This is a genomic window from Allobranchiibius huperziae, assembly GCF_013410455.1.
In the GTDB taxonomy this organism is placed as follows: Bacteria; Actinomycetota; Actinomycetes; order Actinomycetales; family Dermatophilaceae; genus Allobranchiibius; species Allobranchiibius huperziae.
The window spans coordinates 620,212-633,661 of record NZ_JACCFW010000001.1 but is presented as its reverse complement, the minus strand read 5'-3'; the positions used below and the strand labels follow the sequence as shown (position 1 = coordinate 633,661).

The following is a 13,450-nucleotide window of genomic DNA, read 5'->3' as shown; positions in this document are numbered from 1 at the left end:
GCCGGCCAACCTGGCGGGGGATTGAATACGGGTCTACTCATGGACGGACCGGATGCCACCAGCGGTTGGCGCCGGTTGCAGATCCAGCGGCGACTTCGACATCACTCCTCCGAGGTGTTTGATAGTGGCCTCTGGCTCGATGCGGTCAAGGTCTAACTGAGTGAACCGCTCGCGGTCGGTAGCCAAAGCGACGAGGGGGATGAGCGCGTCCCGCCCGGTCGCGGGATCGATCCCCTCCACGACGGCTTGGTAGGAGACGGTCGCGATTCGATGGCCGGTGTCGTAGGTGAAAATCTCGGCGAGCGTGCGGATAGCGGCCGCTGACACGAATCCTCGGTAGAGCTTCTTGCGCGCGGTGACGGGCAAATTGGCCGACACGATCTCGTCCGAGGCGGCCTTGTACTTATACTCGCGTGCACTCGGCACCACGTCGGGCTGCGGAAGAGGCTGCACGATCGTAAGTTCCCCGAGAGCTTCGTCGTAGTCAATCTCCGCATCGTCCGGCATAAAGTCCGGCCACCCTGAGGCACCGAGGCAGACCTCGATGAAGTCGCGGACCGCCGCCGGCTCTCCGCGGTCGTAGGCGTCCAGCAACTCGTCCGCATGCCGATTGGCCTGCGCCGCTGCCGCATTACGCGCCTCGCAGTCTGATTCATACTTCATCCTGTCGAAGTTCACACGCTGAAGCCGTGTCGCCTCCGCCTGTGCGTGTGCGTTGACCCGACGGCCGTGCTCATTCAAGAGAGCAGCACGCTGCGCGTTCACCTGTGCGACGGCCGCGGCGTGTTCGACCTGCAACCGCGCAACTTCCGCAGCATGCTTCTTAGCTCCACCCAATTTCGCGCCCAGTCCCTGAGGGGCAGGCGGGGGCCTGAAGCGCGGTTCGGCCGGGAGCGCCGGCGGCGGTGGCGGCGCGACGACCGTGTCGTGTCTGGACTGAAACGGCGGGTGGACCGCGGTGGTGTGGAAGTTCGCCCTGTTTATGGGTGCGACCTGCGCAGACACGTTCGATAGAACGCCCTCGAGGTCGGCGGTGCGCTTCGCCAGGTGTCGGTTAAGTGCGGCAACCTCAGTCAGACGTTCCTGCTGATGCTGAACCTTGGCCTCGGTCGCTCGGCGGCGCTGCTCCCACTCAAACTCTCTCGCGTTCTGACGTTCCTGGTGCTCACGTTCGCGCGCATGCATCAGCACCATGCGCTGGTTGTGCTCCTCCATACGTGCCGCGTGTGCCGCCGCCTGTTGCCGTTGCCTCTCAGCCTGTTGCCGTCGTTTCTCCGCTTGCGCCGCCTGCCGCTGCAACTCGGCGAAGAGCCCCCGCTTTTTAGCCATCTGCCCCACCTGCTTCCCTCTCCGGCAGAAGGTTAAGTCACGATGATGCGTTTCAGGGATCTACTGCCCCCGCAGGCGAAAGAGGTCTCCTTGAGGTCGGGATGGGTACGCGCCCCGAAGCAACGGGCCAGCACGTCGACAGTAAGTTGATGGCTATCCAAAGCGCCTCGGTCGTTCAAGAGGGTGAAACCCTGGGTGCCAGTTTGCGACGCAAACTTGGCGGATTCGATGCAGGCAGGACGTGCCTGTCTCATACACCGGCGACGTAGGCGGTGAGGAAGTGGACACCGTGGCGGTCGAGGTTGCCACGGGCGCGGTCATAGTGCTCGGTGGTGCGGGGGTCGGCGTGGCGGGCCAGGATCTGCGCGTCGCGTAGTGGGACCCCGGCGTCGAGGGCGTTGGTGATCGCGGCGTGGCGCAGCGAGTGCGGGCTGATGTGCCGCGGGATGCCGGCTGCTGCGGCCATCCGGGTGACCATCCGGTAAACGTCGCGGCGGTCGACTGGTTTGCCAGATACCGGCCGCAGCAGGAGCGGGCCGCCGGTCCGTTCGCCGCGGCAGGCCTCCAACACGCGCAGGACGGGAACGGTCAAAGGCATGGTGGCTGGCTTGTTGCCCTTGCCGATCAGCCGCAGCACTCGGTACCCGCGGAGGGTGTCGGCGTAGTCCTCGATCTGGACGGCGGCGGCTTCGGAGGCACGAAGGGCGTTGATGCCCAGCAGGAACGCCAGGGCCCCGTGGTGCACGGTGAGGGTTTGGGCGACCTGCAGGAATCGGATCAGCTCCAGGCGGTCCAGTCCTTGCGTGCGGCTCTCGTCACGGTTCACCTTGGGCAGTCGGGCGTAGATGGCTGGGTCGGCGGCGATGAGCCCATCGATGTGCGCGAAGCGGAAGTACCCGCGGACCGCGTGCATCATCGTGTTGACCGAGGAGTCCATCAGTCCGCGTTCGCTCAGACCGCGGATATACAGCTCAACGTGGGCGCGCTGGACGCCGGTCAGCGGGTCGAGCGCGTTTGTTTCGCACCAGGTGAACCACTGGCGGAGCTGGAACGCGTACAGCGCGTGCGTTCGTCCGGAATACCGGGCCAGGAAGGACACCGCCGCCAGTTGTGCGCTCGACATCGTTGCCGGTTCGAAGGGCGACACCATCGTTGTCGTGGACATCACGTCACCTCGCGGCGACCAAGGCTGACCCAAACCCCGCTCGCCGCCCGCGCGGCCAGGCATGTGGACCCACCGACGCTACGTCGCTCAAGAGCTGCAAGGCCGCACCGGTCTGGCGGCGGTAAGACGCCGGTTTATGAAGCGCACGCGCGGCACGTCCCAGCGCGAGGCACTCACCCGTTCGCCGTCAGCGTTCGGCTGATGAGTGGGGTTGCACGGGACGGTACCGACGTGCTCGGCATCCCCGACGCTGTCGAGGCTGCTACCGGGACGATCCCTATATTGGGCCTCGGTTGGGCCAGCCAGCCGGCGCTAAGGGGCGGTGACGCTCGTTCACTGCAGTGAGACGACGATCGTGGAGGATCGATGGACCGCAAGCAGGTCGACCAGATCATCAAGGACGGTAAGAAGCGTCGGGCGCGTGCAGAGAAGGCCAGGCAGAAGCATAAGCAAGAGGGGCGGGCGCTATATCGGGATGACGCCGGCAACCCGGTAATGCGACCGTCCTTCGTTGTGTACCTCGACGAGCTCGGGACGTCGGCGCGTGCTTCAGCGATGACAGACGACGATCTAAGTGATGACCTCGCAGCATACGACGAACTCCGGTGGATGCTTCACGACGAGTCGGCGAGCTCGGACTCGGAGTCGCAGCGAACGCTGTACTTCAGCGACAATGTTGTTATCGTCGCGCCTTGTGATCCGCGTGTCCACGAGGACGACTTCGGCTTGTTCTACAAGGTGTTCAGTGCGGCCTGCTATCAGCTGAACATGTCGATCCGCGGGCGTTACATGCGGGGCGGGATCGCGGTGGGCGACGCCTACGCCGATCACTCCTTCGTGACTGGTCCCGCGCACCTGCAGGCGGTGATCATGGAAGAGCATGAAGCCAAAAATCCTCGAGTGCTACTCGACGACATGAGCCTCCAGCTCGCTCGAGCCGAGGTCGCGAACGGCGGCCACGTCAATCCGGGGGATTCGGCCTACGCAACGTTCCTGCTGGTCGACGCCGACGAGCGCGTCTTCGTCAACTACCTCCCTGCGGCGAGCGAAGACGAGTGGATGCGGCCAGGAGACACTGACTTGGGGCTAGCCTCACACCGGAACCGAGTGATGGAGGCGCTTCAAGCCACTGCGGGATCTCCGGATGTGCACGCGAAGTTCGAGTGGACCGCGGCTTATCACAATTACGTTTGCGCCGAGTTCTACACTCGCGATGACCTGGCCATCCCGGATGTCCCAGTCGTCGCGTTCCGCCGTTTCATCTAGCTGACGGCTCTTGGGGCGGTAGGCCGAAATATACCGGGGCCTCCAGCAGCTCCAGCCATACTGAACTGATGTGGGACGGGGACAGACTAGCGCACACGGTGGCTCTACCGAAACCCCGGTGTCTGATGACCAAATCGTTCCGACGTGCTCTTGACACGTTACTCCAAGTGCACTTTACCGAACTAGGGGACATGCTGACGGCCGACGATGCACTGTTTCTGACAGCACGTTGCTACCTGACGAGCGGCCAAAGTTGGCTCACTACGAGAGCCGCCCACCGCTTAAGAAGATCTTGACCAGTGCCCCGAAAAGCGAGGCGCAGCTAGCAATTCTTACGGACTCTGTCGCTAAGGCTGAAATGTCAGGCCAAGGTAGTCATCAGAGCAAGGATCGGTATTAGCGACTCCGACCATACTGCCACCAGAGTCCGTCACGGCCAATCAACGATTTGGCCCCGTCAAGGATTAAAGCTTATCCAAGATACCGCGAAGGAGATCCCTCGCCTCTGCCTTAAACTCGTCGCGATGCGTTTCGCGCCACTCACCGTCTGCATTGTGTAAACGGCGCAATTCGGGCAAGATCTCAAAAGCGGCATCTTGCAACAGGCGCAAACCTTCCTCCTCTGGCGTAAGATTTTCGCCCGGGCCTAGGTCATATTCGCTATCCCCACGATATATCGAGAACTGCCCAGTCTTCGCCAGTTCTAGTGATAGGCGCAACTTTAGGTCTTTTGATGATACGACAAACTTTGATGGGCCAAAGCGATTAAGTGTGCCAATCAACAGGGCTAGCAATTCCGGCCTATCCAGCTCGACGCCGTGTGAGAGGTTTGTAGGCCGATAGGAGATGTCCTGATTGGACATTGCACGAATCCTTTCAACAGTCAGGTCGCTACCGAGGTCGGGATCATGCGTGGCTCGATAAAGAATCCAGCGGAAAAAGTCATCATCACCAAACTCTAGATCGTTGTCCTCCCTCAAGACCTGCCCTCGGGGGTCGACCAGATCCACGGTTTTCTCGACCGTTGGAATGACATAATTTTTCAGTCGAGATTGGTTTCGCTCTCCGAGCAGGGCAAGAAATTCTCCGTCTCTACTGCCGGCAGTAATCGTGACGTCTGCAGCGTGAAGACGCCTGGTCGCGGCAACCTCTAGGGTCTCACCCAACGCCCGCTGAAGCGCCCGGTCTGGCTCATCCCAATACAACCTCGCGCGCACTTGCTCCGGGTAGATCTCAGGGCTGAGTTTGGGCTCGGGTTGTCCCGCCGAAATTGAGCGCGTCATTACCTGCCCGAGCAAGTTGTCGGTTGCGTCTCGGACCGAGCCCCAGCCTGACTGATCAATCTTGCCGGCATACCTCAAATCGAGCGAGGTAACTGCTTGATGAAGCTCGTCGAGAGTCGTGTCTGCGACTATTCGGACTGGAGTGACTGAAATCTGACCCGACGTTGTCGTCGACATATTGCCCCTTGGGTGTCAATCGGTGAGGTCCACGACCTGCACCTTGCGTTCTAGGTGTACCAGACGGGCAGAGATCCCGCCGCGACCGGAGGGCGTCTCGAGGGAGTAGCGCACGTCGCTCCGGCCCGGAAGGCCCGGTGTTGCAGGTTCCCATTCGACACGCGTCACTAGGAGCTCACCCTCCTGGTCAAGGTCGGGGATGTTTACCGCAAAACCAGAGTGTGTGGCCGAGAACGAAACGCCGTCAGCAGACAGGTCCTCCGTAACGTGCAGAATACCCGCTGGAACTAGTCGAAGTTGAAGCCTAACCTCGAAGCGTGCAAGCCGCTTCATTATAATCATCGAAAGTAGGGAGCGTCGTTGCTGCACTACGCTGTGCTCAATGAGGCGCCTCTGGCGTTGGTCGGACCCTCTAAACTGGAAGGTGTCACTCTCGACCGGCACCCTTTCGTGCTTCCATACGATGCGGAGGGTGGGCAATCCCCAAATCTTTGTGCTGGCGAGGCCCGATATGGCGAGCGCGAGCAAAACGGGTAATGCTTCACCAATCAAGAACGGAGGGGCCCAGCCAAACTGATTTTGTAGGAACTCAAGGAGGAAGTAGCTCCCCATAGCCGTGGCAGTCCGAAGTAGGCCGTCAACCGGCCCGAACCATGATTGCACCAATTACTCGCTATACCCCAAGGCGCGGGACAAATCGTTCCGGAACTCGTCGAATTCAAGTCCCATTCGAAACCGCAATTCTCCGTCCCGGTTTACGATCAACTCGTGCCCAGACCTCTGACCACGCACCGTAATGCTCACAAGGACGGAGTCGTGCGCCAGCAGCAAGTCGCGAGCGCGACGAACCGAGTCCCCGCTCGTCAGCGCTTCTTTCAGCTGATTTTGGAGGATGTACTCTGCCTCATCGGCCAGGGGGTCGTAGGTGCTGTCCCTGACATCAATTTCCGCTAGCCGGTACCCGTGAAGGGCCAGGTCCTCCGCTAGGCGCAAGAGACCAATGGTGCCTAAGAGTTTTGGGGACGTGCCGCGTGCTTGATCCGCGTAGTCCCATGGGCGCGTGTCATCGCGTCGTTCAACGGCATCCAGCTCATCCCCCGATGTGCTGGCATGCACGACAAGTTGTTTAGTGCCCACGCTGCGCATCATGCCACTGGCCTCGGACACACAGCGATCCCACCTCGAACTGCCTTCGTTTCCTTGCGCGTCTCGCTCTGACCAAGGATCGAACGCCGATGACTCACAACGAATCCCGGATACCGCGACCCACCCCGACGCACAGGATGGAAGTCGGCTACGCGCGGCTTCCGAGCGCGTCGCGGCTACGTTGACGCGGCAGCGCCCTGCGGGCTTCCTCGGTACCGAACGTCCGGCTATCTCTTTGTCGCGCCGCGGCACGGCCTGATCTGCAGCGCAGAGCGTTCAGTGGTACGCGGCGCCCCCATCCGCGTTGCAAAGGCGATCACAGCTCGATGACCGCACTTGTCAGAGGCACCTGGATCCAGTCCCCCAGTGTCCCGCTCTTCGGCACCGGTCCACAGCGCGCTGCGCAGGACTCACAGCTGACGTCATGGATCTTCTACGGCCCTAAACGTGGGGGTGATCTGGAGCCGTGGAAGGGGTGTGTCCTTCTGGGCGGTAGGACGCACGCCGAGACTCTGACGATGCGACTCCTGCTGTTGTGGTGTCTTTAGGGCCCACCTCTTACGCAACAGACTCGAGCTTTACGCGATCAAGCCTGGACTTCGGGTTTGACCAGTCCTGCGTTGTAGGCAGCGATGACGGCCTGCGCACGATCGCGGACGTCCAGCTTGGCGAAGATGCGGCTGATATGAGTCTTCACGGTGGCCGGGCTGACGAACAGCGCCGACGCGATGGCGTCGTTGGAGAGGCCGCGGGCGATCATGACGAGCACTTCCCGTTCGCGGCCGGTCAGGTTTCCGAGGCTGGTGGGGGCGACCGAGGCGACGGGCTGGTGCGCGACGAAGCGCTCGATGAGGCGTTTGGTGACGGAGGGCGCGAGCAACGCCTCCCCCGCGTGCACCGTTCGGAGGGCGTCGGCCAGTGCGGCTGCTTTGACGTCCTTCAGAAGGAACCCACTAGCCCCGGCGGCTAACGCGGCGAAGACGTACTCGTCAAAATCGAACGTGGTAAGGATGACGACGCGCGTGGTGCCGTGAGCGGTGAGAAGTTGGCGGGTCGCGGCGATGCCGTCGAGGACCGGCATCCGGATGTCCATCACGACGATGTCGGGGTGCAGCTGAGCGGCCATTCGTACGGCGGCGGCACCGTGCGCGGCTTCGCCGACGACATCGAGGTCGGGCTCGGCCTGCAGAATGAGCCGGAAGCCGGTCCTGACCAGGTCCTGGTCGTCGGCGATCAGGACCCTGATCACGAGACCCGCTCGGCCGGCGGCTGCGGGTGGTCGCCCGCGGGAATCAGTGCACGCACCCGGAATCCGGTTGCACCATGGGCCGCCTCCACCAAATGCCCACCGGCCAACGCGAGGCGTTCGCGCATGCCGATCAGCCCCCGTCCGGATCCGGCGGGTGGCCCGCTTGGCGACACCGGGTCTCCCCCACTGTCTTGGGCGAGCAGCTCGATCATTTCGCCGTGGCGGCGGACCCGAATGTGCGCCTTCGCTCCCGGGGCGTGACGCATGGTGTTGGTCAGCGCCTCCTGGATGAGCCGGTATGCCGCCAGGTCGGCGACCGGGGGCAGCGGGCCCACCGTCTCGTCGATGTCGGCGTCGATCGTCATACCCGCGGCTCGGCATTGGTCCAGGAGCTGCGCCACCTGTCGCAGCGAAGCGATCGGTGCGACGCTGGCAGCTTCGTCGTCGGTGGCCAGGAGCGTCAGCAGCTGCCGCAACTCCGACATGGCACCCCGGGCGGTGCCCTCAATCGCGCTAAGCGACTCGCCGACGACCTCGAGCTCGGAGGGCAGGGCTCGGCTGCCGACCTGCGCCTGGATCACGATCACCGACACCGCGTGACTGACGATGTCGTGCAATTCCCGTGCGATCGTGGCGCGTTCGGCCGCCGTGGCCGCCGCGATCTCGCGGAGATGCCGATCCTCGGCGGACGCGGCGTCGTTCTCGAGGGACCCGATGCGGTGCTGCCGCACCCAGACCGCGCGGCCGATCAGTGCGGCCACTGCGACGAGACCGTACGTCCAGGTCAGATCCGCCAGACCTTCTGACGAAGGGTCGTTGATGCCATGCGCGACCGAGGCGATCACGGCGGCAACGATGACGATGACCAGGTGACGGCTGTACGCCGCCCCGGAGAAAGCAGCCGCGATCAGCACGATGAAGGTTGTCGCCGCCTCCGCACCCCCGAGGATCAACGTCGAAGCGGTCATCACCGCGAACGTCGCCAGCACCGCTCCCAGAGGACGACGACGCCGCCAGACGAACGGGGCCGTCAACGCGACGATCAGCACGGCATTCACGCCGACCGGCCCCGGCCACACGGGCCTGCCATTGTACTTCTCGCCCCCGAACAGCTCCAGCTCCCCCAGAGCGCACAGCGCCCCCGCGAGCGCCGCATCACGCCGGCCGGCGATGCGCCGCCACCCGGCCAGGGCGGTCGCCCTGAGCGCGACCGGCGGATCGATCATCGCGCCACTGTAGGGCGATCGGGCGCTCGCCGCGTCCGACCACAGGCTGATTCCCTCCGCAGGTCATCCCCTGGTCGTAGTGCTCATTCAGCCCTGGCTCCGACGCGCGCCACCCCTGCCGATTCCTAGCGTCGGTGCCATCAATTCCGCTACATCCAGGAGTGCAAACATCATGGTTACATCGTCAGTCGCCCGCACGGATCGTCGTCCCGCTCTCGTGCGGTCAGCACCCGTTGCCGCGTTCGTCGCCGCGGCCGGATTCATGGTCGAAGGCGTCATCACGCTCGTCCACCACACGGGCGAGGATCACTGGGACGGCCCCAGCCAGGTGCTCAACGCCGCGTACGCCGTGGCCGTCGTCGCGTTGATCCTCGCTCTACCCGCCCTTGGCCGGTGGCTGAAGGTCAACCGCGTCGGACGCGTGGGGATCATCGCCGCGCAGATCGGCTTCGCCGCCATGGCGATCGAGTCGGTCGTGAGCGGGTTGCACGACGGCAACACTCTGAGTGGCTTGTTCTTCGGCGGCCTGCTGCTCTCCCTCGTCGGCCTGCTCGTGTTGGGAGTCGCCGCGCTGGTCGGCGGTCACGCTCGGTGGGCGGCGCTACTGCCGTTCCTCGGGATGTTCGTCGGCGTCGCCGGCGGCGAGCACGGCGGCTCGATCGTCCTCGGAGCGGTGTGGGTGCTGCTCGGGATGGTCATGGGTCGCTCCGAATAACGTATGGCGGCGAGATGTCGCTCTCGGAGCATGCGACTGGCGAAACACCCTCTCAAGATGACATCTCGGCGGGATGGTCTGCGCTGGTGATCCGACGTGGGCCGTCCGCAGCGCGGGCATGGTGAGACGCATAGTGGGCACATGACTTCACACGACACCCAACCGGATGGGCAGTCCGACGGCCGCCTCGACGGCCAGGTGGCGCTGGTGACCGGAGGCACCCGGGGCATCGGGCTCGCCGCTGCCCGTGGGCTGGGTGCGCGCGGCGCGACCGTGCTGCTCGTCGGCCGTAGCGAAGACTCCGCCAAGGCGGCTGCCACGGCGCTGGTGCAGGAGGACATCGACGCGCTCGGGGTCGGCTGCGACGTCGGTGACGCCGAGGAAGTGGCCGCCCTACCCGGGCGGTTGGGCCCGCTCGCCGCGGTCGACATCCTGATCTGCGCGGCCGGGGTGATGAGCGAGCGCACCGCCAAGACGCTGCGCACCAGCGAGACCGAATGGCGCCGGGTGATGGCGGTCGACCTCGACGGGGTCTGGCGGACGATCGCGGCGTTCGTCCCGGGCATGGTCGAACGGCGCCACGGCCGGGTGATCGCGGTCAGTGCCTGCCTGGGTCGGATGAGCGGACCGGGCAACGCCGGCGGCCTGGCGCCGTACCGGGTGGCGAAGGCCGGCGTCAACGCACTGGTGCGCAACCTGGCCCACGAGCAGGGCATGGGGATGCGCGGCGTACTCGTCGACGCGACCTGCCCCGGCCACTGCCGCACCGACATGGGGGGCCCCGACGCGCCGCGCTCTGCCGAGCAGGGAGCCGAGACCGCCGTGTGGCTTGCCGGTCGGTCCGCTGACGGCGCGGTGACCGGCGTGCTGTGGGAGGACCGCGAGATCGTCCCCTGGTAGGTCGTGCCTGAGGCCGGGATTGTCGGGAGTCTGCCCATCACTGTCAGCGGGCCTCGCTAGGTTGAGTCGAAACCGTCGAGCCGAGGGGTGTGCCGTGGCCATCGATGCGAGTCACTTCTACGAGAGCGCGCCGCGAACGGAGTGGGTGCTCACGTTCGAGGGCGCTCTGGCTCATTTCGTCTGCGCCGACCGGTCGGCCAGGGTCGAGTTCGCTCGCCAGGTGGTAGCGGCGGCGGGTGAGGAACTGTCCCCCGATCTGGAGCTGCGCAGCAGAGGCGTGACCGTCCGACTGGCCGCCACCTTCGAAGCCGGCGGCCTCCCCGACGCCGCAGCCGACGTGGCGCCCCGCATCTCGGCCGTCGCGAGAGAGCTCGGCCTGACGGCGGACACCGCGCACCTGCAGACGATCCAGATCGCCGTCGACGGCGGGTCGGGCGCGGTGCCGTTCTGGCAGGCCGTGACCGGCTACGAACGCCCGGAGGACGCCGACCTGATCGACCCGCTGCGGCGCGCGCCCGGCGTGTGGAATCAGGCCGTCAACGACGAGCGCGAGGCCCCCGCACGGCTGCACATCGACATCTCCGTCCCGGCCGCCGAGGCTCCGCGTCGCATCGCGGCAGCCCTGGAGGCGGGCGGGCGCGTGGTCAACGACCGGTTCGCACCGCAGTGGACCACTCTGGCCGACCCGGACGGCAACCTCGTCGACATCGCGGCCTGGCCCGACCTGCCCTGACCGGTCACGAACGGACGGCCCCGAACGCCGGTCTCAAGCCTGAGACTGCCCCGCGAGGTAGTCGCGCAGCGAGGTGGGCGCGCTCCCGGTGATGTCCTGCACCGCCGTGCTCAGCGCGGCCAGCTCTCCGGACGCGATGGCGGTGTACGTGCTGACCCACGCGTCGTACTGCCACTGCGGCGCGGGCCACTTCTTACGGGACTCGTACGCCTCGTCGATCGTCTCGTCGTGGAAGCTCACCGCACGCCCCGTCGCCCGGCCGACGATGTCCGCGACCTCCGCGAGGGTCAGCGCCTCGGGACCGGTGAGGTCGTAGGTGCGCCGAGCGTGTGCTTCGGGTGCCTGCAGGATCCGCGCAGCCACGCGCGCGACATCGTCTCGGGTCACCGCCGCCACCCTGCCGTCGCCGGCAGGACCGCGGATCACGCCGTCGTCGCCGGGCAGGCTCGACAGGAAGTCGATGTAGAAGCTGTCCCGCAGGAAGGTCCAGCTCATCCCCGAGTCCTGGATGTGCTGCTCGGTCGCCGCGTGGGTGCGCGACAGGGTGAAGGCAGCGTCCGGCGCCGCACCCTGGAACGAGGTGTAGACGATGTGCCGCACCCCGGCAGCGGCCGCGGCATCGACGAAGGTCCGATGCTGGTCCAGCCGGTCGGCGCTCTCGGCAGCGGACACCATCAGGAGGACCTCGACGCCGTCCAACGCGCGACGGGCGCCGTCGCCGTCGGAGTAGTCGACCGCGCGGCTCTGCGCGTCCGGCAACCGCGGAACCCTCCCGACGTCGCGGGCCAGCAGGATCTGCGGCACGCCGGCGTCCGCCAATGACGCCGCCACTCTCCCACCCACGTACCCGGTGACTCCCGTGACGGCGATCGGTGCGGTGCCCATCCACTCTCCTGATGTCGAGACGGCGTACGGGCGGGTCGCACCCCGCGTCGTACGTGCAGTCCTACCCGCGCCCGGCCGCGACCGCAACGACGGGCTGCGCCGGCGACGCAGGAGGCACTGGGTCGTGACCCGCCGAGGCGAGCGGCACGGGGTGAAACATCTCCGGCTCGTCCCGCGGCTCCAGAGCGGTCGGGCCGTAGAGCCAGTCGATGAACGACCAGTCGCGGGTGTCCCGCCCGCGCAGCAGCGCGTTGCGCTGCTCGCGCGCCAACCCGTCGAGGTGCCACAGCTGACCCCACGCCCGGGACGTGGTCACGACCCGGCGGCAGTGTTCGGGGCGGACCGCCTCGTACGCCGCGAGCGCGCCGGTCCAGTCGACCGACCCGTCCGCGCCCTGGTGCGGGGCGACGTGCTCCCCCAGCACCCAGCCGTCCTCGATCGCCATGATCGCGCCCTGCGCGATGTACTGCAGGGGCGGATGCGCCGAGTCGCCTAGCAGCGCGATGTTGCCGTGCACCCAGTGCATGATCGGGTCGCGGTCGTACATCCGCCACCACTTGTCGCGCCACATGAAGGGCAGCCCGTCCCGCACGAAATCGCAGGTCCGAGCGAATGCCGCGTCCAGCTCGTCGGGCGTGCCCCAGTCCGACTCCCCCGCAAGGGCCTTGGGCGACTCGAAGACCGCGACCTGGTTGAGCAGCTCGCCGCCGCGCAGCCCGTAGTGCACGAAGTGGCAGCCGGGGCCGACATAGACGGCGACCTCGCTGAGGTCGACGTCGGCCACGCGCGCCTCGGTGGCCGGCACCGTGCCGCGGTAGGCGACGTACGCCGAGGAGACCGGTTCGTCGTCCACCAGGAGCTTGCGTGCGACGGAGTTGAGACCGTCGGCGGCGATCACGACTCGCGCCTCCTGCGTGCGGCCGTCCTCGAACGACACCCGCGCACCGGTCGGCGTGTTCTCGTACCCGACCACCTGCTGCGAGTGCACCAGCTCGACACCGGCGCGCTCGCACGCCCGCAGGAACAGCCCGTGCAGGTCGCTGCGGTGGATCACCATGTAGGGGGAGCCGTAGCGCTCCTCCAGGGCGCGCAGGTCCAGCCGGGTCAGTTCGCTGCCGTCGGTGGCGTCACGCATCACCATCGAGTCCGGCACGACGCCGAGCGCCTTGGCCTCGTCCAGCAGGCCGTACGCGTCCAGGATGCGGGTGCAGTTCGGCGCGAGCTGGATGCCGGCGCCGACCTCACCGAACGAGGCCGACCGCTCCAGCACCCCCACGCGCAGGCCCTGGCGGCGCAGCGCGTACGCCGCGCCCAGCCCGCCGATCCCACCGCCGACGACGATCACCTCGGGGTCGCTCATGGTGTCGTTCCTTCCA

At 65.9% G+C, this 13,450-nt stretch carries 12 protein-coding genes; 4 read left to right on the top strand and 8 right to left on the bottom strand.

The annotated features are described in order from the left end of the window. Positions 1-33: 33 nt before the first annotated feature. Together HNR15_RS03035 and HNR15_RS03030 are read right to left on the bottom strand one after the other, a co-directional pair. Entirely contained in the window at positions 34-1,329 is a 1,296-nt protein-coding gene (locus tag HNR15_RS03035) for a hypothetical protein (protein ID WP_179479039.1), read from the bottom strand. A 250-nt stretch (positions 1,330-1,579) separates the two neighbouring features. After that, complete coding sequence (locus HNR15_RS03030; protein WP_179479038.1) at positions 1,580-2,494, bottom strand: tyrosine-type recombinase/integrase; 915 nt, start codon at positions 2,492-2,494, stop codon at positions 1,580-1,582. Positions 2,495-2,860: 366 nt separating this feature from the next. On the opposite strand from HNR15_RS03030, the gene HNR15_RS03025 reads away from it, so the two are divergent. Then, a complete protein-coding gene (locus HNR15_RS03025; RefSeq protein ID WP_179479037.1) occupies positions 2,861-3,760 on the top strand; it encodes a hypothetical protein in 900 nt (299 codons plus the stop codon). 464 nt (positions 3,761-4,224) lie between these two features. Here HNR15_RS03025 and HNR15_RS03020 read toward each other — a convergent pair whose 3' ends face one another. The 4 genes from HNR15_RS03020 to HNR15_RS18075 all read right to left on the bottom strand — a co-directional run bounded on the left by HNR15_RS03020 (position 4,225) and on the right by HNR15_RS18075 (position 8,841). Further along, complete coding sequence (locus HNR15_RS03020; protein WP_179479036.1) at positions 4,225-5,220, bottom strand: hypothetical protein; 996 nt, start codon at positions 5,218-5,220, stop codon at positions 4,225-4,227. 666 nt (positions 5,221-5,886) lie between these two features. Beyond that, positions 5,887-6,387, bottom strand: coding sequence for a hypothetical protein (locus HNR15_RS03015; RefSeq protein ID WP_179479035.1), 501 nt, complete (start codon positions 6,385-6,387; stop codon positions 5,887-5,889). 565 nt (positions 6,388-6,952) lie between these two features. Next, positions 6,953-7,615, bottom strand: coding sequence for a response regulator (locus tag HNR15_RS18080; protein WP_179479034.1), 663 nt, complete (start codon positions 7,613-7,615; stop codon positions 6,953-6,955). Further along, the gene (locus HNR15_RS18075; RefSeq protein ID WP_179479033.1) at positions 7,612-8,841 is read right to left on the bottom strand and encodes a sensor histidine kinase; all 1,230 of its coding nucleotides are present in this window, start codon (positions 8,839-8,841) and stop codon (positions 7,612-7,614) included. Before HNR15_RS18075 ends, HNR15_RS18080 begins: the two co-directional genes overlap by 4 nt. Positions 8,842-9,013: 172 nt before the next feature. Between HNR15_RS18075 and HNR15_RS03000 the strand changes: the two genes are divergently transcribed. The 3 genes from HNR15_RS03000 (at position 9,014) to HNR15_RS02990 (ending at position 11,189) form a co-directional block, all read left to right on the top strand. After that, complete coding sequence (locus HNR15_RS03000) at positions 9,014-9,556, top strand: hypothetical protein (RefSeq protein ID WP_179479031.1); 543 nt, start codon at positions 9,014-9,016, stop codon at positions 9,554-9,556. A gap of 141 nt (positions 9,557-9,697) precedes the next feature. Next, positions 9,698-10,456: an SDR family NAD(P)-dependent oxidoreductase gene (locus tag HNR15_RS02995; RefSeq protein WP_179479029.1), complete on the top strand. Its 759-nt coding sequence runs from the start codon at positions 9,698-9,700 to the stop codon at positions 10,454-10,456. Positions 10,457-10,550: 94 nt separating this feature from the next. Beyond that, on the top strand, positions 10,551-11,189 hold the full coding sequence (locus HNR15_RS02990; protein ID WP_179479027.1) for a VOC family protein: 639 nt from the start codon (positions 10,551-10,553) through the stop codon (positions 11,187-11,189). Between the two features lie 33 nt (positions 11,190-11,222). Here HNR15_RS02990 and HNR15_RS02985 read toward each other — a convergent pair whose 3' ends face one another. Further along, positions 11,223-12,074 carry an SDR family oxidoreductase gene (locus tag HNR15_RS02985; RefSeq protein WP_179479025.1) on the bottom strand — a complete coding sequence of 284 codons (852 nt, stop codon included), beginning with the start codon at positions 12,072-12,074 and terminating at the stop codon, positions 11,223-11,225. A gap of 61 nt (positions 12,075-12,135) precedes the next feature. Beyond that, positions 12,136-13,434: an FAD-dependent monooxygenase gene (locus tag HNR15_RS02980; RefSeq protein WP_179479023.1), complete on the bottom strand. Its 1,299-nt coding sequence runs from the start codon at positions 13,432-13,434 to the stop codon at positions 12,136-12,138. Positions 13,435-13,450 lie beyond the last annotated feature (16 nt).

What these genes read in the sequence shown, in the direction of transcription:
- HNR15_RS03035 (WP_179479039.1), bottom strand. Translation starts at nt 1,329, where the DNA reads ATGGCTAAAAAGCGGGGGCTCTTCGCCGAGTTGCAGCGGCAGGCGGCG.
- HNR15_RS02995 (WP_179479029.1), top strand. Translation starts at nt 9,698, where the DNA reads ATGACTTCACACGACACCCAACCGGATGGGCAGTCCGACGGCCGCCTC.
- HNR15_RS03025 (WP_179479037.1), top strand. Translation starts at nt 2,861, where the DNA reads ATGGACCGCAAGCAGGTCGACCAGATCATCAAGGACGGTAAGAAGCGT.
- HNR15_RS03020 (WP_179479036.1), bottom strand. Translation starts at nt 5,220, where the DNA reads ATGTCGACGACAACGTCGGGTCAGATTTCAGTCACTCCAGTCCGAATA.
- HNR15_RS02985 (WP_179479025.1), bottom strand. Translation starts at nt 12,074, where the DNA reads ATGGGCACCGCACCGATCGCCGTCACGGGAGTCACCGGGTACGTGGGT.
- HNR15_RS03030 (WP_179479038.1), bottom strand. Translation starts at nt 2,494, where the DNA reads ATGTCCACGACAACGATGGTGTCGCCCTTCGAACCGGCAACGATGTCG.
- HNR15_RS02980 (WP_179479023.1), bottom strand. Translation starts at nt 13,434, where the DNA reads ATGAGCGACCCCGAGGTGATCGTCGTCGGCGGTGGGATCGGCGGGCTG.
- HNR15_RS03000 (WP_179479031.1), top strand. Translation starts at nt 9,014, where the DNA reads ATGGTTACATCGTCAGTCGCCCGCACGGATCGTCGTCCCGCTCTCGTG.
- HNR15_RS18075 (WP_179479033.1), bottom strand. Translation starts at nt 8,841, where the DNA reads ATGATCGATCCGCCGGTCGCGCTCAGGGCGACCGCCCTGGCCGGGTGG.